Below are 21531 nucleotides of genomic sequence, written 5' to 3'. Positions count from 1 at the left end.
TTCGCTCGCGCAAGGTTTTCCTGCTCTACGATGGAGAGCACGATGACCTATCAGGATGACCGCAGGGCAGACAGAGCACGCCGCAACAGCCCGGTGGGCTGGGCGATCGGCGCGATCTTCGTGATCGCCGTGGTCGCTGCCGTCTTCTTCTACAATGGACGCGACGTCGGCCCGCAGACCACGACCTCCAATCCGAACAACGCGCCGAGCGTCACCACCGGATCGAATCCACCTGCTGCGCCCGCGAAGTGATGCGCTGAGGGCGGGCCGTCACACCTTGCCGCTGCCGCAGATCCCCTTCAGCGCCTGCCACTCCGCATCCGTGAGCAGCGGCGGGCCGCTGGCGGGGCGGTCTTCTTTCGTCATGCGCGCGAGGCGGTCCTCGGTCAGCGGATGGCTCGCCAGGATCGACGTGAGGCCGCCGCCTTCCTTGCCGGTGATGCGGAACATCAATTCGGCTGCAGGCTTAGGCGAACGGCCGAGCTTGTGCATGATCTCGATGGCAAACGTATCCGCAGCGGTCTCGGCCTCGCGCGAATAGGAAGCCTCAACCACGCTGCGCGAGGCGAAGATCACGGCGCTCGAGCCAGTGACGTCGCCGAACAACAGGCCGATCAGGAACGAGGTGCCGCCGTTGTAGATCAGGCCGCGCATGTTGTCGTAATGCTTGAGATGACCGAGCTCGTGGGCGAGGATGCCGGCGATCTCGTCGGCATTTTCGGCCTTGTCGAGCAGGCCCTTCAGCACGAACACCTTGCCGCCCGGCAGCGCGAACGCGTTCGGCACCGGGGTCGGCAGCACGCCCGCGGTCATGGAATCGTCGTCGAGGCCGGCGGCATCGCGCAGCCGATTGACGAGCTTGACGAAGGCGGCTTTCCCCGCCCCATCCTGGCACTCGCTGCGCCCGAAGATCGTCTTCACCTGAACCTCCGCCGCATCTCCAATGCGCCGCTCGATCGGTTTCGGCACCAGCGGCGCGAGGCGGTCGGCAGCGAGCGGCACGCCGAACAGCACGACGCAGACAATGGAGACGGCGGCAGCCATCGACCAGCCGACGATTTTTGCGACCCCGCGGCGCGAGGTCTGGTGCTCGTCGAGCCGCATGCAGCGCGCGGTCACGTCTGACGCGAGCAGAGCGTCGCGGATTTCCAGCCGGGCCAGCGGCGGAGCGGAAGCGCAGGCGAGCCGCAAGATGCCGGGCGGGCTATCGGCGCAGCGGATGTCGGCATAGGCCCAGCGAACGGGCGTCGCACCCTCTTCGAGGATCTCGAGCGCGTCACCGAGCGTCAGCGCCACCTGCCGCCTGCGGCTCGACACGCCGTCGAAGAAGATCGTCGGCTTTGCGGATTGCGCCGGGACCTCTGTGGACAACTCACTCACAGCTCAGAATCCCGCGACATCGAGTCCATCGGCAAAGCCTTCGCCGAGCGCGCTGGCGAGCTCGGCGCTGCCGCGCACATCCGCCGCGGCTCCGATGTTGTGCACCTCGACAGTTTCCAGCACCTTGGCCCAGAGATCGCGCTGGAGATAGACCCGCATGACGATGTTGAGGGCGAGAGCGAGTGCGAAGTAGCCGATCACCATCATCACCAGCGTCGGGATGCTCTTGGCGGCATTGCCCCGCACCAACGCCTGCTCGACCGAAAGACCGCTCAGCTTGACGACGAGCATGGTCGCTCCGCCGATATAGGCGGCGAAGATGGCCGAGAGCAGCATCCACCAGCCGATCACTTTCCAGTACAACGCGTAGAATGCGTTGTGCGGCAATTGCGAGGACACGCTGACGTCGCCGATGCGGATACCGTCGAGCCACCAGCGCCACTCGCGCGCCTTGAACTCGGCATAGAAGAACGGCGCGAGCGGGAAGATCACCATCGCGATCGGGCTCAGCAGCCACAGCCACCAGCCGCGCTTGAAGAATGTCCAGCCGTCGCCTTCGAAATCGCCGCGTAAATCGCCGTAATGGGTGTGCCGCATCTTGTAGCGTTCGAGCGAGGCCTCGCGCCACGGCAATGCGAGCCCGAGCGTCAGGAACACGAGCAAGCCCCACAGCATGGCGCGGAACGAATAGGCCCAGCCCGATCCGTCCATCCAGAACCGCACGCCGCGCCAGACCGTGCGCGTCAGGCGATAGCGCCGCGCGCGAAAGATCGCAAACTGACCAAAGGCGTAGAAGCTGATGAACAGCGGCGTCGAGGCAAAGCCCTGCCAGCGTTCGAACTCGATACCGACAAGGAAGTAAGCGAGGTAGATCGGCACCAGGATCGCGAGCGCGAACAGGAAGCCGACCAGCAGCTCCTTGGCCCGCCCGGTATATTCGGCGGCGTCGCCATCAACCGCGGTGTTCGCCCACAGATGACGGCGGATGTCGGTGACGAGCCAGAACCGGTAGAAGCCGAAGGTGACGAGCTCGAGCAGGGCACCCTTGGTGACCAATTTGCGAAACTCGGTACGGTTGCCGGTGAAATCGACCCGCGTGGGCGGCAGCGGCGGGGGTAAGGGTTCGGAGCCGATGGGGGCCCATTGCATGTCGTTCACGGCGGCAACCTCGGGGTGCGGACCTGGTTCGATCAAACTTATAGATCAGAGATTAGTCGATCCCCAAGATGGGCGGGTTCGATTTAGCTCGATTCCGGTCGATTTCTGGCACGATTCCACGGCCGAGGGCGTGCGCGAGATCACGTTGTTGGATCAATGGCCTCGTAGTCCGGATGGAGCGCAGTGCAATCCGGGACAGCGGCAGTGGCGGACCGAATCCCGGATTTCGCTCCGCTCCATCCGGGCTACATCACACCCATGTGGCAAAACTCGCCCTTGCTCCGGCGCAGACAACCGGCTGTAATTGCAAATCAAATACCGCAGCGCAGAATTCAACGAGAACGCGCGGTTGATGTCAGGGAGAGCGGTCATGCATGGGACCATCGAAAACGCGGCGAAGCTCGACGCGTTACGCGCACGCGCTACGTCACTGCCGCTGGAGCAGTTCGATCCGGGCGACCCAGAGCTGTTCAGGACCGATACGTTCTGGCCCTATTTCGATCGCCTGCGCCGCGAAGATCCCGTGCACTATTGCAAGGACTCGATGTTCGGGCCGTATTGGTCGGTGACGCGCTACAACGACATCATGGAGATCGAGACCAATCATTCGGTATTCTCCTCGGCCTCCTCGCTCGGCGGCATCACCATCCGCGACATCGATCCGGAACTGCGCCGCGAGAGCTTCATCTCGATGGACCCGCCGCGCCATGCGGCGCAGCGCAAGACCGTGGCGCCGATGTTCACGCCGACGCATCTGGACAATCTCGCGCTCAGCATCCGCCAGCGCTCGGCCGAGTGCCTGGACAATCTGCCCCGCGGCGAGGTGTTCGACTGGGTCGACCATGTCTCGATCGAGCTCACCACGCAGATGCTCGCGGTGCTGTTCGACTTTCCCTGGGAGGATCGCCGCAAGCTGACGCGCTGGTCGGACATCGCGACCACCATTCCCGGCCCCGACGGCCTCGTCGCCACCGAAGACGAGCGTCAGGCCGAGCTGACGGAATGCGCGGGCTATTTCACGCGACTGTGGAAGGAACGCATCGAACAGCCGCCGAAGAGCGACCTGTTGTCGATGATGGCGCATGGCGCCGCGACGCGCGACATGGACGCGAAGAACTTCCTCGGCAATCTCATCCTTCTGATCGTCGGCGGCAACGACACCACCCGCAACACCATGTCGGGCTCGCTCCACGCGCTGAGCCAGCACCCGGAGCAATATCGCAAGCTGCGCGAAAACCCAGCGCTTCTCGACAGCTTCGTGCCGGAAGTGATCCGCTGGCAGACGCCGCTGGCCCATATGCGGCGCACAGCGCTTGCGGACTTCGAGTTCCGCGGCAAGCAGATCAAGAAAGGTGACAAGGTCGTGATGTGGTACGTCTCGGGCAACCGCGACGCCGATGCGATCGAAAAGCCTTACGAATTCATCATTGACCGCGCGCGGCCGCGCACGCATCTCTCGTTCGGCTTCGGCATCCACCGCTGCGTCGGCTTGCGGCTTGCCGAACTCCAGCTCAAGATTATCTGGGAAGAGATCCTCAAGCGATTCGACCATATCGAGGTGGTCGGCGAACCCAAGCGGGTCTATTCGAGTTTCGTGAAGGGTCTTGAAACCTTGCCGGTGAAGATCGCGGCTTAGATTCGCAAAGATGAGTTCGACACGTCCACAAGGAAGCTGTGCCCCCTCTCCCGCACGCGGGAGAGGTCAAGCAAGCAACTGGAGCAAACCACCATGAACATCCAAGCGCCGGTTCAAGTGGACAAGGCCGAACGCATGCGCAGGGCGCGCGAGGAGGCCTATGCGACGCCGCTGGCGCAATTCCACCCGGGCGCGCCCAGGCTGTTCCAGGACGACACCCTGTGGCCGTGGTTCGAGCGGCTGCGCAAGGAAGAGCCGGTGCATTACTGCACCAATGCGCCGATCGAGCCGTATTGGTCGGTGGTGAAGTACAACGACATCATGCATGTCGACACCAATCACGGCCTGTTCTCCTCGGATTCAACGCTCGGCGGCATCGGGATCCGCGACGTGCCGGAAGGCTATGACTGGCCGAGCTTCATCGCCATGGACCAGCCGCGTCATTCGTCGCAGCGCAAGACGGTGTCGCCGATGTTCACGCCGACGCATCTGGACGAACTGGCAAAACTGATCCGCCAGCGCTCGCAGACCGTGCTCGACAATCTGCCGCGCAACGAGACCTTCAATTTCGTCGAGCGCGTCTCGATCGAGCTGACGACGCAGATGCTAGCCACCCTGTTCGACTTCCCCTGGGAAGAACGGCGCAAGCTGACGCGCTGGTCCGATGTCGCGACCGCGCTGCCCAAGAGCGGCATCGTGGCCTCGGCCGAAGAGCGCCGCCGCGAGATGGACGAATGCTACGCCTACATGTCCAAGCTCTGGAACGAGCGCGTCAACTCCGCGCCGCGCAACGACCTGCTGTCGCTGATGGCGCACAACGACGCCACGCGCTTCATGGACCCCGATAATCTCATGGGCAACATCATCCTGCTCATCGTCGGCGGCAACGACACCACGCGCAACACCATGACCGGCTCGGTGCTGGCATTGAACGAGAATCCGGAGCAGTACGACAGGCTGCGCGCCAACCCGGAACTGATCGATTCCATGGTGCCCGAAGTGATCCGCTGGCAGACCCCGCTCGCGCATATGCGGCGCACCGCGCTGCAGGACACTGAAGTTGGCGGCAAGCACATCAAGAAGGGCGACCGCGTCGTGATGTGGTACGTCTCCGGCAATCGCGACGAGGAGATGTTCGAAAAGCCGAACGAGTTCATCATCGACCGCCCGCGGCCGCGGACCCATCTCTCCTTCGGCTTCGGCATCCACCGCTGCGTCGGCATGCGCCTCGCCGAACTCCAGCTCAAGATCGTCTGGGAAGAGATGCTGAAGCGCTTCGACCGCATCGAGGTAGTCGGCGAGCCCAAGCGGATCTATTCGAGCTTCATCAAGGGGTACGAGTCGCTGCCGGTGAGGATTCCGGGGTAGAGTGCTCGCTATACGGCAGGTGTTTCTCAACCTCAGCTGTCATGCTCCGCGACCCGGCTACGCCAAGGCTTCGCCGGGCTGAGGTCCAGGGGCGCCGAAGCTTTAGCGTAGGCGGCAAGCGGGGCATCCAGTACGCCGCGGCTTCTCGGCTCAAGCACTGCGGGCTCTGGAATACTGGATTTGCCCACCTTCGCGGGCAATGACACGCGGGGGTGGATTGAGAGCGGGCGACTCCACCCCAGCTATAAAATTCCGGCATGACAGCTCGCGCAACATGCGATGGGTCGCATACGGCCTTCTGTCCTAAACCGCACCGCCACATCTAACTCAACTTGATGTCCCACACGCCGTCCTTGCGGCAGGCGGCGACTTCCTCGCGCAGGAGGGCGGTGACGGCAAGCGAGGCCGTCGAGACCGGACGGTCGATCGGAGAGGCGAATATGAGTTCGCGCGTCATCGGCTTCGAGACGACAGCCGTTTCCAGCCGCCCGTCCGCGACCTCGCCGTGGACCGACGAGGGCGGCAGCAGCGCGAAGCCGAGGCCTTCCTCGACGAGGCTCGTGAGCACGCGGAACGAATCCGCCTCGAGCTGGACGTTGAGCTTGATCTTGCGCTGGGCCGCCGCATGCTCGATCAGCGCACGGAGACCGTGGGAATGACTGGGCAGCACCAGCCGTTGCCGCAGCAGCCAGCCGACATCGACGCTCTTCTTGCGCGCGAGGCCACAACCGCGCGGACCAACCGCGACGATGTTGTCGCGCCCCAAGCTCTCCACGTTGAGATGCAGATCGGCGGAGCGGCCGTAGAGGATGGCGAGATCCATCTCGCCGCGATGCAGCCATTCGACGAGATGGCCGCTGTAGCTCTCGACGATGCGCAGCGAAATGCCGGGAAATTTTTCGACGCAGCGCCGCGCGAAGCGCGCCGACAGCACGCAGCTCACGGTCGGGACCAGGCCGAGCACGACCTGGCCCGATGGCGGCCCCTTGGACGACTGGATGTCGTCGCGGATCTGGTCGATCTGCCGCACGATACCGGAGGTGCGCGCCAGCAAGAGGCGGCCGGCATCCGTGAGCACCATGCCGCGGCCGTTGCGGGTGAACAATTCCGTGCGCAGCTCGTGTTCCAGGAGCTTGATCTGCCTGGAGAGCGCCGGCTGCGCCACGCGCAACGTATCGGACGCCTTGGAGAGGCTGCCGAGCTCCGCCACGCAACTGAAGGTCCTGAGCTGACGGAAATCCATGCTTGCCAATCCTGGAAGGCTACTCCATACGCTATAGCAAATGAGCATAGGGGGCTGGCAGTGTTTTCACAACGCCAGAGGATCGGCCGGCGTTATCTTAACTGCCGCACATACGGGAAACCCCATGAGTGAAGAACACCACACCGAAGATCACGCCGACATCCGCGAAGCCGTCGCAAAGCTCTGCGCGCAGTTTCCCGGCGAATACTGGCGCAAGCTCGACCGTGAGATGGCCTACCCGAAGGCCTTCGTCGACGCGCTGACCGAGGCCGGCTATCTCTCGGTGCTGATCCCCGAGGAATATGGCGGCGCGGGCTTGAAGCTTTCAGCGGCCGCGGCGATCCTCGAAGAGATCCAGCGCGCGGGCTGCAACGGCGGCGGCTGCCACGCCCAGATGTACACGATGGGCACCGTGCTGCGGCACGGCAATGACGAGCAGAAGGCAAAATATCTGCCGAAGGTCGCGAGCGGCGAATTACGGCTGCAGGCCTTCGGCGTCACCGAGCCGACCAGCGGCACCGACACCACTTCGCTGAAGACCTTCGCGCGCAAGGACGGCAACGCCGGCTACGTCGTCAACGGCCAGAAGATCTGGACCAGCCGCGCCGAACATTCCGACCTGATGCTCCTGCTGGCGCGCACCACGCCGAAGGACCAGGTCAAGAAGCGCACGGATGGACTTTCGGTGTTCATCGTCGACATGCGCGAGGCCAAGAACAAGGGCCTCGAGATCCGCCCGATCCGCACCATGATGAACCATGCCACCACCGAAGTGTTCTTTACCGACATGAAGGTGCCGGCGGAAAATCTGATCGGCGAAGAGGGCAAGGGCTTTCGCTACATCCTCTCCGGCATGAATGCCGAGCGCATTTTGATTGCTGCCGAATGCGTCGGCGACGCCAAATGGTTCATCGCCAAGGCCACCAGCTACGCCAAGGAGCGCAGCGTTTTCGGCCGGCCGATCGGCCAGAACCAAGGCATCCAGTTCCCGATCGCCAAGGCCTACGCCGCGATGCGCGCGGCCGAACTGATGGTGAAGGAAGCGACGCGCAAATACGAGGCCGGGCTCGACTGCGGCGCGGAGGCCAACATGGCCAAGATGCTCGCGGCCGATGCGTCGTGGGAAGCGGCGAATGCCTGCGTCCAGACCCATGGCGGCTTCGGCTTCGCCGAGGAGTACGACGTCGAGCGCAAATTCCGTGAGACGCGGCTCTATCAGGTCGCGCCGATCTCGACCAACCTCGTGCTGTCCTTCATCGCCGAGCACGTCCTCGGCATGCCCCGCTCGTACTGAGGCAGCCATCATGGGAGCACTTGACGGGATCAGGGTGATTGCGGTCGAGCAGGCGGTGGCGGCACCGTTCTGCTCGTCGCGGCTGGCGGATGCCGGCGCGGAAGTCATCAAGATCGAGCGGCCCGAGGGCGATTTTGCCCGCGGCTATGACGCGGCGGCCAAGGGCCAGAGCAGCTACTTCGTGTGGCTCAACCGCGGCAAGCAATCGGCGGTGGTCGATCTCGCCACCAGGGAAGGCTGCGCCGAACTGGAGCGACTGATCGCGAGCGCCGACGTGCTGATCCAGAATCTCAAGCCCGGCTCGATGGACAAGCTCGGCTTTTCGCGGGAGCGGCTCTTGAAGGATTATCCCAGGCTGATTTCATGCACGATCACCGGCTATGGCGACGACGGCCCCTATGCGCACCGCAAGGCCTATGATCTCCTGATCCAGGCCGAGAGCGGCCTTGCCTCGATCACCGGCAATCCCGACGGCGCCTCGCGCGTCGGCATGTCCATCGTCGACGTCGCGACCGGTGCCACCGCGCATGCGGCGATCCTGGAGGCGCTGATCGGGCGCGGACGCACCGGCAAGGGCGCCGACATCCGCATCTCTATGTTCGACGTGATGGCGGACTGGTGCACCGTGCCGCTGCTCAATTCCGAAGCCGGTAATCCGCCCAAGCGCATGGGGCTGCGCCATCCCTCGATCGCGCCCTATGGCGTGTTCACGTCTAGCGACGGCAAGGACATCCTGATTTCGATCCAAAGCGAGCGCGAGTGGAAGACGCTTTGCGCAAAAGTGCTGGACCAGCCCGATCTGCCCGCCGATCCGCGCGTGGCCAACATGGTCGAGCGCGTGCGCAACCGCGACTTCACCGACAAGACGGTCGCGGATGCCTTCGGCAAGATGACGCGCGATGAGCTATTGAAGCGGCTGTCCGAGGCCGACATCGCCTTTGCCGAGGTCAACACCATGGCGGACCTCACCAAGCATCCGCATCTGCGCCGCATCGAGGTGGACACGCCGCAGGGACGCGTCAGCTATCCCGCGCCGGCGCCGATCATTGTCGGCGAGACGCGCAGCTATGGTGCTGTACCGGCGATCGGCGAAAATCCCCAATCCAAGAAATAACAAGAGCGAGGCGTCATGACCGAGAAGCTCGACATCGATCATCTCAGGCAATGGATCGGCCGCAGCGAAGAGGCCACCGACACCGTCACCGCGCAGCTCGTGAAGGGCCTGCGTGCGACGCTGTTCCAGGAGGTCGGCGCGCCCAAGCCGGGCGACGCGGCGCCGTTCACGGTGCATTGGTGCCTGGCGCAGCCGGTGTTTCCGATGTCGATGCTCGGCCCCGACGGCCACCCCACCCGCGGCGGCTTCCTGCCTCCGGTGCCGCTGCCGCGCCGGATGTGGGCCGGCGGCGAGATCGAGTTCCTGCAGCCGCTGCGCGTCGGCGACGAATCGACGCGGAGCTCGCGCATCGCGGACGTACAGGTGAAGACCGGCTCGACCGGCACGCTGTGCTTCGTCTCGGTCGAGCACAGCATCTCCTCGCCGCGCGGCATCGCCATCCGCGAGCGGCAGGACATCGTCTATCGCGAGATGACGACGACGTCCGCGCCGGCAAAGGCGCCGCCTCCGCCGCCGAAGGCGCAGCATCGCCAGACGCATGTCTCCGATCCCGTGCTGCTGTTTCGTTATTCCGCGCTGACCTTCAACGGCCACCGCATCCATTACGACCGCGACTACGTCACCAAGGTCGAGGGATATCCGGGCCTGATCTTCCACGGGCCGTTGCAGGCAACCTTCATCATCGAGATGGCGGCGAAGCTGCGCGGCGGCAAGCCGCCGAAGAAGTTCACCTATCGCGGCCTCCAGCCGCTGTTCGAGGGCTCGGAGTTCTCCATCAACGCCAACGAGACCGCTGATGGCATGGAGCTGTGGACCGCGAACGCGGAGGGGCAGCCGACGATGAAGGGGACCGCGGTGTGGTGATGGTCTCTCCTCGTAATTGCGAGGAGCGAAGCGACGAAGCAATCCAGACTGTCGCCGCGGCGGCATTCTGGATTGCTTCGCTGCGCTCGCAATGACGGGTGAGGTAGCAGCGCCGATGGACAACAGGGAACGGCAACCATGGTGAAGAACGGCAAAGCCACAACCAAATCCGTCACCGTCAAGCAGGCGACGCTCGACCTGCTACGCTCCTTCGGCATCAAGAAGGTATTCGGCAATCCCGGCTCGACCGAGCTGCCGTTCCTGAGCGACTGGCCCGACGACATCGACTACGTGCTCGCGCTTCAGGAAGCCTCCGCCGTCGGCATGGCCGACGGCTATGCGCAGGCGACGCGCAATGCCGGCTTCGTCAATCTGCATTCGGCCGCCGGCGTCGGCAACGCGCTCGGCAACATCTATACCGCGCATCGCAACCAGACGCCGCTGGTGATCACCGCGGGCCAGCAGGCACGCTCGATCCTCCCCTTGCAGGCGTTCCTCTATGCCGAGCGTGCGTCCGAATTCCCGCGGCCTTATGTGAAGTACAGCGTGGAGCCGGCGCGGCCCGAGGACGTTCCGGCCGCCATCGCGCGCGCCTATTACACCGCGATGCAGCCGCCATGCGGGCCGACCTTCGTCTCGATCCCGGTCGACGACTGGGCGCATGCGGCCGCTCCCATCGAAGCACGCAAGGTCAGCCGCGAGATCGGGCCCGAAGCTGACGCGATGAAGGCGCTGGTCACCGCATTCAATTCAGCCAAGCACCCTGCCCTCGTCGTCGGCCCCGGCGTCGATCGCGCCGGCGCGGTCGACCTGATGGTGCGCGTGGCCGAGAAGGCCAGGGCCAGCGTCTGGGTCAGCCCGTTTTCGGCGCGCTGCTCGTTCCCGGAACGTCATCCCCAATTCGCGGGTTTCCTGCATGCCTCGCCGGCGCAATTGTCGGACGCGCTGCGCGAGCACGACCTCGTCGTCGTGATCGGCGCGCCGGTGTTCACCTTCCACGTCGAGGGCCATGCCGCGATCTTCGACGGCGGCGCGACGATCTTCCAGATCACCGATGACCCGGATGCCGCGGCGGTGACGCCGGTCGGCACCAGCATCATCGCGACGATGAAGCCGGCGCTCGCAATGCTGCTCGACCTCTTGCCGGAGAGCAAGCGCGCGGCACCGAAGGGGCGAACGCTGCCGCCGGCCCTGCTAGCCGGCGATCCGTTGCCGGTCGAATTCCTGCTGCATTCGCTGTCGCAGGCGATGCCGGACGGCGCGTCGCTGGTCGAGGAAATCCCCTCGCACCGGCCGGCCATGCAAAAGTTCATGCCGATGCGCGGCCAGGACAGTTTTTACACCATGGCGAGCGGAGGCCTCGGCTACTCGCTGCCGGCCGCGGTCGGCATGGCGCTCGGCAAGCCGACGAGCCGCACGGTGTGCCTGATCGGTGACGGCTCGGCGATGTATTCGATCCAGGCGCTGTGGACCGCCGCGCAGCGCAAGCTGCCGCTCACCATCATCGTCATCAACAATTCCGGCTACGGCGCGATGCGCTCGTTCAGCCAGGTGATGCAGGTGAGGAACGTGCCGGGACTCGAGTTGCCGGGGATCGATTTCGTGCGGCTGGCCGAGGGCATGGGCTGCCATGCGGTGCGGGTGAGCAAGGCGGCCGAACTGGGCGAGGCGCTCAAGCGCGGGATGGCATTCGAAGGGACGAGCCTGGTGGAGGTGGTCGTGGATTCGGCGGTGCCGGTGCTGTACGGGCAGAAGCATTGAGGGCCGACCGTCGTCCTGGCGAAAGCCAGGACGACACCGGAGGTCGTGGCAGGCCCCTTCCTACGTCCCGAAATCTTCCCGCATCTTAGCCTGGATCTTGGCCATGCCGCCGATCCAACGGTCGTAATTCTCGGTCTTCTTGCGCATGTAGCCGAGCACCTGCGGGTGCGGCAGGATCAGGAACGTCTCCTGATCGAGACCGGCGAGCACGTCCTTGGCGACCTGCTCGGGCGAGAGGTCGCCGTCGCCGGATTGCGGGCCTTTGGGGATCGAACGCAGCATGTTGGTGTCCACGCCCTGCGGGCAGAGGATCGAGACACGGATGTTGTGCGCCTTGTGCGAGATCGCGAGATTTTCGGCAAAGCCGACCGCGGCATGCTTGGTGGTGGAGTAAGCCGGGCTGCCGACCTGCGACAGCAGGCCGGCGGCCGAGATCGTGTTAAGGAAATAGCCGCCGCCGCGCGCCTTCATGCGCGGGATCAGATGCCGCGCCGCATAGACATGCGCCATGACGTGGATCGCCCAGCTGCGCTGCCAGGGCTCATCCGAGGCGCCGCCGGCATTGACCGACATCGGGTCGAAGCCGCCGCCGATGCCGGCATTGGAGCAGAACAATTCGATCGGGCCGAACTGACGCTCGGTCTTCTCGATGACGTGGGAAATATCCTTTTCCTGCGCGACATCGCATTTGAAGGCCGCGCCATCCACCGTGGCCGCGACCGCCCGCGCGTTGTCCGCGTCCATGTCGGCGACGACGACCTTGGCCGCACCCGCCTTGTGAAAGGCTTCGCACAGCGCCTTGCCGATGCCGTTGGCGCCGCCCGTGACGACCACGACCTTGCCGGTCACCTGCATGCGACGTCTCCTCTTGTCTTGTACCGTTTTGGCTTATTGCGCTTCGCGGAGCTTGCTCAGCTCAACACGAGGTCGAGCACCGCGGTATAATGGCACGCCGCGCCGGCCAAGACAAAGCCGTGCCAGATCGCATTCTGGAAGCGCAGCCGCCGCCAGGCATGAAAGATCACGCCGAAGCTGTAGAGCAGTCCACCCGCAAGGACGAAGCCCAGCACCAGCGCAGGCAGCGCCTTGACCACGGAATCGTAGAGCATGATGCCGCTCCAGCCCATCGCTAGGTAGATCCCGACCGCAACGCGGTCGAACCGGCCGGGGTAGAGAAGTTTCAGCACGATGCCGAGGAGCGCCACGCACCAGACGCCGGCGAGCAGCACCAGCGCGAACCCACTGTCCTTCACCTCCAGGATGAACGGCGTGTAGGTCGCCGCGATCAGGAGATAGATCGCCGAATGGTCGAAGCGCCGCAGCAGCCATTTGGCCGGCGAGACTGGCCACAGATTATAGGTCGCCGACAACACCAGCATCGAAAGCAGGCCGGCGACGTAGATCGAGACGCCGACGATGTCGGTCGCGTCGGCAAAGAGCACCGTCAGCACCACCAGCACGGTCGCGGCAATGATGCCGCAGAGCACGCCGATCGCGTGGATCACGCCGTCGGCGATCAACTCGGCGCGGTCGTAATGCCAGCCGACCGCGTCGGCGGCTGCGTGGACGGAGGAGGATGCGAGCTGTTTCAATTGGAAGACGGTCATGGCAATCCGCAAGGTGAGTTAATACCCTCTTGTATGGGTGTTTCGGGATCGGCGCGTCGTTCAAACGGCTGATTTGCCGACAAAGACGGTGGAAGTATGAAGCTTGATTTTCCTCAGGCAGTTGCCACTTTTGTGATTAGTCCTTTTTGCCTATCCGCCCTCGCCCGGGATTCCCAACGTTCATATGGCATTTAGTTTCCAGGATATGATCGAGGAGGCGCGCCTGTCGGCTCGGGCGCTGATCGACTACGGCGAGCATTTCTTCAATCCGACGGTACGATTGGGGGTTACCGGCCTGTCCCGGGCCGGCAAGACGGTGTTCATTACCGCGCTGATCCACGGCCTCACCCGTGGCGGCCGGTTTCCGGTGTTCGAGGCCTATTCATCCGGGCGGATCGCGCGGGCGCATCTGGCGCCGCAGCCGGACGACGCGGTGCCGCGCTTTGCCTATGAGAGCCATCTGCGCGCGCTGATCGAGGAGCGGCGCTGGCCGAACTCGACTGTCGACATCAGCGAGCTCAGGCTCGTCATCGACTACCAGCGCCAGAACGGCGCCGACCGCACGCTGACGCTCGACATCGTCGACTATCCCGGCGAGTGGCTGCTCGACCTGCCGCTGCTTCAGAAGAGTTTTGAGCAATGGTCGGCCGAAAGTCTCGCCTTGTCACGCGAGGCGCCGCGCGTCCATCTTGCCGCGGATTGGCACGCGCATCTCGCAACGCTCAAGCCCGAGGCGCGCGAGGACGAGCAGGCGACGCTGACGGCCGCAAAGCTCTTCAGGGGCTATTTGCAAGGCTGCCGCGACGAGCGGTTTGCGATGAGCCTGCTGCCGCCCGGCCGCTTCCTGATGCCGGGCAATCTCGCCGACACACCGGCGCTGACCTTTGCGCCGCTCGACGTACCCGCGGGTGGCCAGGCGCCGGAGGGATCGCTGTGGGCGATGATGGTGCGCCGCTATGAGGCCTACAAGGACGTCGTGGTGCGGCCGTTCTTCCGCGATCATTTTGCTCGGCTCGATCGCCAGATCGTACTGGCCGACGCGCTCGCCGCGTTCAACGCCGGCCCCGAAGCGCTGCACGATCTCGAAGCCGCACTCGCGGGCATTCTCGACTGCTTCAACATCGGCCGCAGCACATTCCTCTCCGGCCTGTTCCGGCCGCGGATCGACCGCGTGCTGTTCGCGGCGACCAAGGCGGATCATCTGCATCATTCCAGCCATGACCGGCTCGAGGCCGTGCTGCGCCGCGCGGTCACCCGCGCCGTTGCGCGCGCGGAAAATACCGGTGCGGCGATCGACGTCGTCGCGCTCGCCGCCGTCCGCGCCACGCGCGAGGCGCAGGTCGCGCATGGCCGTGACAAATTGCCGTCGATCTTGGGAACGCCCGCCGCGGGAGAAAGCGCCGGCGGCGAATTCTTCGACGGCAGCACCGAGGTGGCAACCTTTCCGGGCGACCTGCCCTTGGATCCCGAGCCGTTGTTCAACGGCACCGACGCATTCCGCGGCCTCTCGACCGAGGCCGCCGGGAAGAGCGATTTTCGCTTCCTGCGCTTCCGTCCGCCGAAGCTCGAACGTGAGGGGGCCGACCACCCGGCGCTGCCTCACATCCGCCTCGACCGTGCCTTGCAGTTCCTGATCGGAGACAAATTGTCATGAACGACCGATCGAAGCCACGGCGACCGGCGACGTTCCGGCTCGACGACCCCGGCGTCGTCGTCACCGAGGCCGACGAGACGACCCGGCTCGGCCGTACCACCATCCAGATCACGCCGGAGCCCGATCCGGCGAATTTGCCGGTGCCAATCGCAGCGACGCTTCCGGCGCGGCGCGGCTTTCCCTGGGGCCCAATGTTCTGGTCCGGCGTTGCCGGGCTGACGCTGCTCGGGGTCGGACTCGGCGTCGTCCGTCTGATCGAGGATCTGTTTGCGCGCAGCGACAGCCTCGGCTTCGTCGGAGTGGCCCTTGCCTTCATCACCGCGCTTGCGCTCGCGGTGGTGACCGGACGCGAGGCTTTCGGGCTGGCGCGGCTAGCAACCATCGAAAAGCTGCATCAGCGCGCAGCCGCTGTTCTTGCCAGCGACGATCGCAAGGAGAGCCGCATCATCGTGCAGGATCTGCTCAAGATAGCGCATCAGAACCCGCAGCTCGCGCGCGCCCGTGCCGCCCTGGAGAGCCACGCCGGCGAGATCATCGACGGCGCCGACATGATCCGGCTCGCCGAGCGCGAATTGATGTCGCCGCTGGACATCGAGGCGCGGCGGCTGGTGTCGTCAGCCGCGCAAAAAGTCTCAATCGTCACGGCGGTGAGCCCGCGAGCGGCGATCGACGTGATGTTTGTGTTCATCGTGTCGCTGCGCCTGATCCGCCAGCTCGCTTTCCTCTATGGCGGCCGGCCTGGCGCGCTGGGCATGATCCGCCTGCTCCGCCATGTCATCGCCCATCTCGCCATCACCGGCGGCATGGCGGCGAGCGACAGCCTGGTGCAGCAGATGCTCGGCCACGGCATTGCGGCGAAGCTGTCGCAGCGGCTGGGCGAAGGCATGCTGAATGGATTACTGACGGCGCGGCTCGGCCTCGCCGCAATCGACGTCACACGGCCGTTGCCGTTCGCCGCACTGCCGCCGCCGAAGCTGTCGGACCTCGCGACGGATCTGCTGCGGAAGAAGGACGAGGAAGAGTAGAACGCCATCTTGCGCGGCGGACTCGTTTTCCCCTCTCCCCTTGCGGGAGAGGGTGGCTCGCCGCAGAGCGGCGAGACGGGTGAGGGGTTCTCTCCGCGCGCGCCTCTCGCAGTCGTCTTAGCGGATAGAGACCCCTCATCCGGCGCTTCGCGCCACCTTCTCCCGCAAGGGGAGAAGGAAGAAGGCCGCCTTGCTAGGCGAGCGTACGCCGCTCAAACTCGCCCGCCAGCACGCGCCACCGGAACAGCGGCGAGTCTTTCGGCGGCGACAGCTCTGGGGTCCAGCCGGTGAGCTTTTCCAGCGTGTACGTGTCCATCACGAGACCGCGCCAGCGGCGCTCGACCTGACCGAGCGGCTCGCGCTTGGCGGGGATGTTCTCCCACAGTGATGAGCGATTGTCCGGCTCGCGCCCGACATAGATGCCGACGTGGCCCTTGATCCGGTCCATGCCCGGATCGCGAAAGTCCTGGAAGCGGCCGCGCTCGTTGATCTCGATCACCGGCACCCGGCCCCTGAACAGCCAGCGCATCATGGCATAGGTGCGGTAGTCCGTGGTGGCGATCCAGGTCGCGCCAGTCTCGTCCAATGCGGCCTGTGCGCGCGCGGCGACCTGCTCGTAACCGGACTCGGCACCGATCGGATCGATCTTGCCAAGTAAATTCCAGGGCGCGGCGACGTAGTAGAGGAACACGATGACGACAAAGGCGGTGCCGGAGACCACCGCCGTGTTGACCCAGAACAGCGACGATCTGATCATCCGCGCCGACCATTTTTCACGCGACAGCATGGTGAGGTTGACAGCGGCGGCGGCGAAACCGACCGGCCACATGAACATCGGCCAGGTGTCGCCGACGCGGAGGGTCAGCGATTTCGCCAGGAAATAGAGAAACGGCACCAGGACCGCGGTCGACAGCAAAATCGCGACCGGCTCGCGCGTGCTATAGCCGCGCCACGCCGTCAGCACCACCCCCGTCAGTACCACCGGCAGCATGACGAAGCCGACCAGTCCGAATTGCAGGCCGATGTAGTCGCCGAATGTGCGGAGCGAGATGCCGTAGCTGGTGGTGGCGCGCACACCCTGGAAGCGAATCGCGGCCCAGTCGTGCTGCACGTTCCAGATCAGGACCGGCGAGAACACGGCGATTGCGATCAGGACCGCGAGATAAGGATAGGGGCTGCGCAACCAGCGCCAGCGCCAATCCGGCACCAGCAGAAAGGCGGCAACCGCCGGTGCGAACATGATCACGGTAAATTTCGACAGCATCGCGAGCCCGGCGAACAGGCCGGCCGCGAGCCACCAGCGGCCGTCGCCGCCCTGCGCGAGCCGCACCAGGCACCACATCATTGCCACCGCAAACGGGATCATGGCGACATCGGGCGCGACCTTGGCCATCAGCAGTCCGTAATAGAGCGCGGCCTCCGGCATCAGCACCGCGAGCACGACGGCGCGCACATCATGAGTGAGGCGGCGGACGATGTCCGCGAGCAGGAGCTGCGTCACCAGCATCGCGACGATGCCGCCGAAGCGCACACCGAGTGTGGTGTCGCCGAAGATCGCAGTACCGAACCGGATCAGCCAGGCGATGCCGGGGGGATGATCCAGGAAGCTGAGCGCCGTCTCCTGCGACCAGGTCCAGTAATAGGCCTCGTCCGTGCGCAGCTCGATGACCGAGGCGTAGACGATGCGCAGCAGCGTCATCGCGGCGATGATCGCCGCGGCCATGACGAGCGGCCGGCGCGCCGCGCCGGCGGGGAGCATCGTGATGTCGGGAGCTGTCCTCACGGCGGCGCTTTTCGCCAACCTGGGAGGGGGAGTCAATGTTGGGTACCGTCGTCCCGGATCCGCGTGCGCCCCCGGGGGTGCTTGTCCAGGACGACACGGAGATTGCGGCCGCTTGCCGCGCATGTGATCGGGCGCGCTATCCACCCCCGGAATTAAACGCGACGCTGGCTGTTCTCCTTCATGAACTGATACAACAGAATCATGGCCGCAACCGCATCCACACGATTTTCCGATCTTTCCCGCGCCATCAGCGTACGCCAGGTGCGGCTGGTTTGCGGTGTCATCCTGTTCGCCTATGTGGTCAGCCATTTCCTCAACCATGCGCTCGGCAACATCTCGGTCGATGCCATGGAGATCGGGGTCTACTACCACATGCTGTTCTGGCAGTTCCTGCCGGTTGCGATCGTGTTCTACACGGCGGCGCTCACGCATATGGGGCTCGGCATCTACGCGTTGTATCAGCGCCGGCAGTTCCGTTGGCGGACGGTCGAGCCGCTGCAGCTCGTGCTGGGCTTGAGCATCCCCGCGCTGGTCATGGCGCATGTGATCGGGGTGCGGCTCGGTCAGACGCTTTACGGACACCAAAAACTCTATCCGCAGGAACTCTATCTGTTCTTCGTCGCGTCGAACCGTATCTGGACCATGACGATCCTGCTTCTCATCGCCTGGGTGCACGGCTGCATCGGCATCTATTTCTGGCTTCGCCTCAAACCGTTCTTCACGCGCGCGGCGCCCTATCTGCTCGCGGCTGCCGTGCTGATCCCGACGCTGTCGCTGCTGGGTGTCTACCAGGGTGGCCGCAGCGTCGAGGTCGAGGCCGACGACGGGGAATGGCGGACGCACAATCTCACGCGCCGCCAGCTGGGCACCACGGCAGAGGCCGCGATGCTCGACCGCATCACCGGCGGCCTCACCGCCGGCTATCTCGGACTGCTCGCTTTGGCGCTGCTGGCGCGTGGCGCGCGCGCCCTGTGCGAGCGGCGCGGCGGCATGATCGCGCTGTCCTACGGCAACGGCAAGACGGTGCGCGTCCCCAAGGGCCTCTCCGTGCTGGAAGCGAGCCTGCGCCACAATGTGCCGCATGCCAGCGTCTGCGGCGGCCGCGCCCGCTGCTCGACCTGCCGCATCCGCATCATCGGCGATCATGGCGCCCTGCCCGAGCCGTCGCAGCGCGAGGCGTTCGTGCTCACCCGTGTCGGCACCAGTGACCCCTCGATCAGGCTGGCCTGCCAGCTGCGGCCGACGTCGGATCTCTCCTTCTTCCAGCTCTTCACCGCGCATACGCTTTCGGCGAACACACAGGCCTCGACGCCTGCCAGAATCGGCCAGGAGCGCTATCTCGTCAGCCTGTTCGTGGATATGCGCGGCTCGACGCAGCTGGCCGAGAAGCGGCTGCCGTTCGACACCGTGTTCATCGTCAACCGCTTCCTCGGCGCCGTCTCGCAGGCTGTGATCGAGAATGGCGGCCAGCCGAACCAATTTGTCGGCGACGGCATGCTGGCGCTGTTCGGACTGAGCGCCGATCCGCAAACCGCCTGCCGGCAGGCGCTGAAGGCCGCCGCCGGCATCGCCAGGCATATCGATGAGCTCAACGAGCTCCTGTCCCACGATCTACGCCAGCCGATCCGCTTCGGCATCGGCATCCATGGCGGCGAGGTCATCATCGGTGACATCGGGTATCGCGATCACATCGTCTTCACGGCGCTGGGCGATGCTGTCAACGTCGCGGCCCGCCTCCAGGACATGACCAAGACGCTGGCCTGCGAAGCGATCGTCTCGGAGGAAGTCCGCCGGACCGCCGGCCTTGCCGACGATGCGCTGCCGCAGCAGGAGGTCGCGATCCGCGGCCGCGACGAACCGATGGCCGTGCGTGTGGTTGCGGACGCGAGGGAGCTGTCGGCGCTCGTCGATCCCGGCGAACGCGTCGCGGCGTAACACCGGCTTGCTGCAACGCAGCGGCATGGGCCTGCTGCGAAAGCACGAATTGACTTCATCTGAGTCGTTGCGACAGATGAGTGAGAGATCGCGGTGATGACCGTGATCCAACGAAAAGCTCCGGGAGGAGACCACATGTTCGATCGACGCGACCTGCTCAAAGGAGCGGGCCTTGCCGCTGTTGCGACTGCACTGAACTCGACCAAAGCGCTGGCACTCGACACCGTCGCCCTGCCCTTTGCCAATGGCGAACGGCCTTTGGTGAAATATCCGCAGAAGCGGCCGATGATCGGCCTGACCAGCCGCCCGCCGCAGCTCGAGACGCCGTTCGCGGTGTTCAACGACGGCCCGATCACGCCGAATAACGCGTTCTTCGTGCGCTATCACCTTTCCGACCTGCCCTACAGTCTCGACCCCGACAAGTTCACGCTCGAGGTCAAGGGCAAGGTCGACAAGCCGCTCAAGCTGTCGCTGAAGGATATAAGGAAGATGAAGGCGACCGAGATCGTCGCCGTCAACCAGTGCTCCGGCAACAGCCGCGGCTTCCTGGATCCGCGCGTGGCCGGCGGTCAGCTCGCCAACGGCGCGATGGGCAATGCGCGCTGGCGCGGCGTGCCGCTGAAGGCCGTGCTGGCGATGGCGGGCGTGCAGAGCGGCGCCAAGCAGGTCACCTTCAACGGCATGGACGGTCCGGTCAGCGACAAAACGCCCGATTTCGTCAAGGCGCTCGATATCGATCACGCCAACGACGGTGAGGTGATGCTGGCCTATGGCATGAACGGCGAAGACCTGCCGTTCCTCAACGGCTTTCCGCTGCGCCTGATCGTGCCCGGCTATTTCGGCACCTATTGGGTCAAGCACCTCAACGAGATCACCGTCGTCGACAATGTCTATGACGGGTTCTGGATGAAGTCGGCCTATCGCATTCCGGACACGCCGAACAATGCGGTCGAGCCGGGCACCGCGCCGAAGGCGACGATCCCGATCAACCGCTTCACCATCCGTTCCTTCATCACCAGCGTCCCGGACGGAGCCAAGCTGAAAGCAGGCGGCACGACGCTGCGCGGCATCGCCTTCGACGGCGGCAAGGGTATCAAGGAGGTCGCGGTCTCCACCGACGGCGGGAAGACCTGGACCAACGCCAGGCTCGGCAAGGATCTCGGCAAATACTCATTCCGTGAATGGACGCTGCCGGTGAAGCTCGCGGCGGGCTCCCACGAGCTCAAGGTGCGCGCCACCGGCAATGGCGGCGAAACCCAGCCGGATACGCCGCGCTGGAATCCGGCGGGTTACTTGCGCAACGTCGTCGAAACCGTCCGCGTTACCGTGGCTTGAGGGGAATGATCATGCAGCGCACCGTTTTCCTCGCCATCACGCTCGCCCTCGCCGCCGTGGTGGGTTCGGCACTTGCAGCACCGGTCAATTACAAGACCCCCGATGAGGTCGCGGCGTTCAAGCTCGGGCCCAATCTCGAAGTCGTGCAGGGCAATTGCAGCGCCTGCCACTCCGCCGACTACATCAACACGCAGCCGCCGATGAAGGACAAGAAAGGTTTCTGGCAGGCCGAGGTGACCAAGATGATCAAGGTCTATGGCGCCCCCATCGACGATGCCGATGTCAGCAAGATCGTCGATTATCTGGCCGCGACTTATTGACGGATGGCGCGCGGCGCGCCGACCAAGTGACCGCGAAAAGGGCAAATCCGGCAA

General features: G+C 64.8%; 18 protein-coding genes. 12 read left to right on the top strand and 6 right to left on the bottom strand.

Annotated elements, in window-relative coordinates; translation table 11 throughout:
* Positions 1-42: 42 nt before the first annotated feature.
* On the top strand, positions 43-252 hold the full coding sequence (locus tag IVB42_RS24740) for a hypothetical protein (RefSeq protein ID WP_026232575.1): 210 nt from the start codon (positions 43-45) through the stop codon (positions 250-252).
* 18 nt (positions 253-270) lie between these two features.
* Here the strand turns inward: IVB42_RS24740 and IVB42_RS24735 are convergent, their stop codons facing one another.
* Positions 271-1380: a M48 family metallopeptidase gene (locus tag IVB42_RS24735; RefSeq protein ID WP_247369661.1), complete on the bottom strand. Its 1110-nt coding sequence runs from the start codon at positions 1378-1380 to the stop codon at positions 271-273.
* 3 nt (positions 1381-1383) lie between these two features.
* Entirely contained in the window at positions 1384-2538 is a 1155-nt protein-coding gene (locus IVB42_RS24730; RefSeq protein ID WP_039798822.1) for a YjgN family protein, read from the bottom strand.
* Between the two features lie 370 nt (positions 2539-2908).
* Between IVB42_RS24730 and IVB42_RS24725 the strand changes: the two genes are divergently transcribed.
* Both IVB42_RS24725 and IVB42_RS24720 read left to right on the top strand, forming a co-directional pair.
* A complete protein-coding gene (locus tag IVB42_RS24725) occupies positions 2909-4174 on the top strand; it encodes a cytochrome P450 (RefSeq protein WP_018453688.1) in 1266 nt (421 codons plus the stop codon).
* Positions 4175-4267: 93 nt separating this feature from the next.
* Positions 4268-5542 (top strand): cytochrome P450, encoded by a 1275-nt coding sequence (locus tag IVB42_RS24720; RefSeq protein WP_018453687.1) that lies wholly within the window; start codon positions 4268-4270, stop codon positions 5540-5542.
* A 322-nt stretch (positions 5543-5864) separates the two neighbouring features.
* Here IVB42_RS24720 and IVB42_RS24715 read toward each other — a convergent pair whose 3' ends face one another.
* A complete protein-coding gene (locus tag IVB42_RS24715) occupies positions 5865-6785 on the bottom strand; it encodes a LysR substrate-binding domain-containing protein (RefSeq protein ID WP_085349559.1) in 921 nt (306 codons plus the stop codon).
* A gap of 124 nt (positions 6786-6909) precedes the next feature.
* On the opposite strand from IVB42_RS24715, the gene IVB42_RS24710 reads away from it, so the two are divergent.
* The 4 genes from IVB42_RS24710 to mdlC all read left to right on the top strand — a co-directional run bounded on the left by IVB42_RS24710 (position 6910) and on the right by mdlC (position 11818).
* Positions 6910-8079, top strand: a complete 1170-nt coding sequence (locus tag IVB42_RS24710; RefSeq protein WP_018453685.1) for an acyl-CoA dehydrogenase family protein — start codon at positions 6910-6912, stop codon at positions 8077-8079.
* Between the two features lie 10 nt (positions 8080-8089).
* Positions 8090-9193, top strand: coding sequence for a CaiB/BaiF CoA-transferase family protein (locus IVB42_RS24705; RefSeq protein ID WP_026232572.1), 1104 nt, complete (start codon positions 8090-8092; stop codon positions 9191-9193).
* Between the two features lie 15 nt (positions 9194-9208).
* Positions 9209-10057, top strand: a complete 849-nt coding sequence (locus IVB42_RS24700) for a MaoC family dehydratase N-terminal domain-containing protein (RefSeq protein WP_018453683.1) — start codon at positions 9209-9211, stop codon at positions 10055-10057.
* Between the two features lie 138 nt (positions 10058-10195).
* A complete protein-coding gene (gene mdlC, locus IVB42_RS24695) occupies positions 10196-11818 on the top strand; it encodes a benzoylformate decarboxylase (protein ID WP_247296115.1) in 1623 nt (540 codons plus the stop codon).
* Between the two features lie 60 nt (positions 11819-11878).
* On the opposite strand, the gene IVB42_RS24690 is transcribed toward mdlC, so the two are convergent.
* Together IVB42_RS24690 and IVB42_RS24685 are read right to left on the bottom strand one after the other, a co-directional pair.
* Complete coding sequence (locus IVB42_RS24690; protein WP_247395358.1) at positions 11879-12673, bottom strand: SDR family oxidoreductase; 795 nt, start codon at positions 12671-12673, stop codon at positions 11879-11881.
* A 56-nt stretch (positions 12674-12729) separates the two neighbouring features.
* Positions 12730-13425 (bottom strand): hemolysin III family protein, encoded by a 696-nt coding sequence (locus IVB42_RS24685; protein ID WP_018453680.1) that lies wholly within the window; start codon positions 13423-13425, stop codon positions 12730-12732.
* A 184-nt stretch (positions 13426-13609) separates the two neighbouring features.
* Between IVB42_RS24685 and IVB42_RS24680 the strand changes: the two genes are divergently transcribed.
* Together IVB42_RS24680 and IVB42_RS24675 are read left to right on the top strand one after the other, a co-directional pair.
* Positions 13610-15079, top strand: a complete 1470-nt coding sequence (locus tag IVB42_RS24680; protein ID WP_026232571.1) for a YcjX family protein — start codon at positions 13610-13612, stop codon at positions 15077-15079.
* Positions 15076-16104, top strand: coding sequence for a TIGR01620 family protein (locus IVB42_RS24675; RefSeq protein WP_018453678.1), 1029 nt, complete (start codon positions 15076-15078; stop codon positions 16102-16104). The genes IVB42_RS24680 and IVB42_RS24675 overlap by 4 nt, the downstream gene beginning before the upstream one ends.
* A gap of 193 nt (positions 16105-16297) precedes the next feature.
* Here the strand turns inward: IVB42_RS24675 and IVB42_RS24670 are convergent, their stop codons facing one another.
* Complete coding sequence (locus IVB42_RS24670) at positions 16298-17863, bottom strand: glycosyltransferase family 39 protein (RefSeq protein ID WP_018453677.1); 1566 nt, start codon at positions 17861-17863, stop codon at positions 16298-16300.
* Between the two features lie 225 nt (positions 17864-18088).
* Here IVB42_RS24670 and IVB42_RS24665 point away from each other — a divergent pair, with 225 nt between their 5' ends.
* The 3 genes from IVB42_RS24665 to IVB42_RS24655 all read left to right on the top strand — a co-directional run bounded on the left by IVB42_RS24665 (position 18089) and on the right by IVB42_RS24655 (position 21477).
* On the top strand, positions 18089-19822 hold the full coding sequence (locus tag IVB42_RS24665) for an adenylate/guanylate cyclase domain-containing protein (protein ID WP_018453676.1): 1734 nt from the start codon (positions 18089-18091) through the stop codon (positions 19820-19822).
* A gap of 135 nt (positions 19823-19957) precedes the next feature.
* The gene (locus IVB42_RS24660) at positions 19958-21157 is read left to right on the top strand and encodes a molybdopterin-dependent oxidoreductase (RefSeq protein WP_018453675.1); all 1200 of its coding nucleotides are present in this window, start codon (positions 19958-19960) and stop codon (positions 21155-21157) included.
* 11 nt (positions 21158-21168) lie between these two features.
* Complete coding sequence (locus IVB42_RS24655) at positions 21169-21477, top strand: sulfite:cytochrome C oxidoreductase subunit B (RefSeq protein WP_026232570.1); 309 nt, start codon at positions 21169-21171, stop codon at positions 21475-21477.
* Positions 21478-21531: the final 54 nt, after the last annotated feature.

The sequence above is a fragment of the Bradyrhizobium sp. 45 genome, assembly GCF_023073155.1.
Lineage (GTDB): Bacteria > Pseudomonadota > Alphaproteobacteria > Rhizobiales > Xanthobacteraceae > Bradyrhizobium > Bradyrhizobium canariense_D.
The sequence above is the reverse complement of the archived record's forward strand: the minus strand, read 5'-3'. Positions and strand labels throughout refer to the sequence as shown.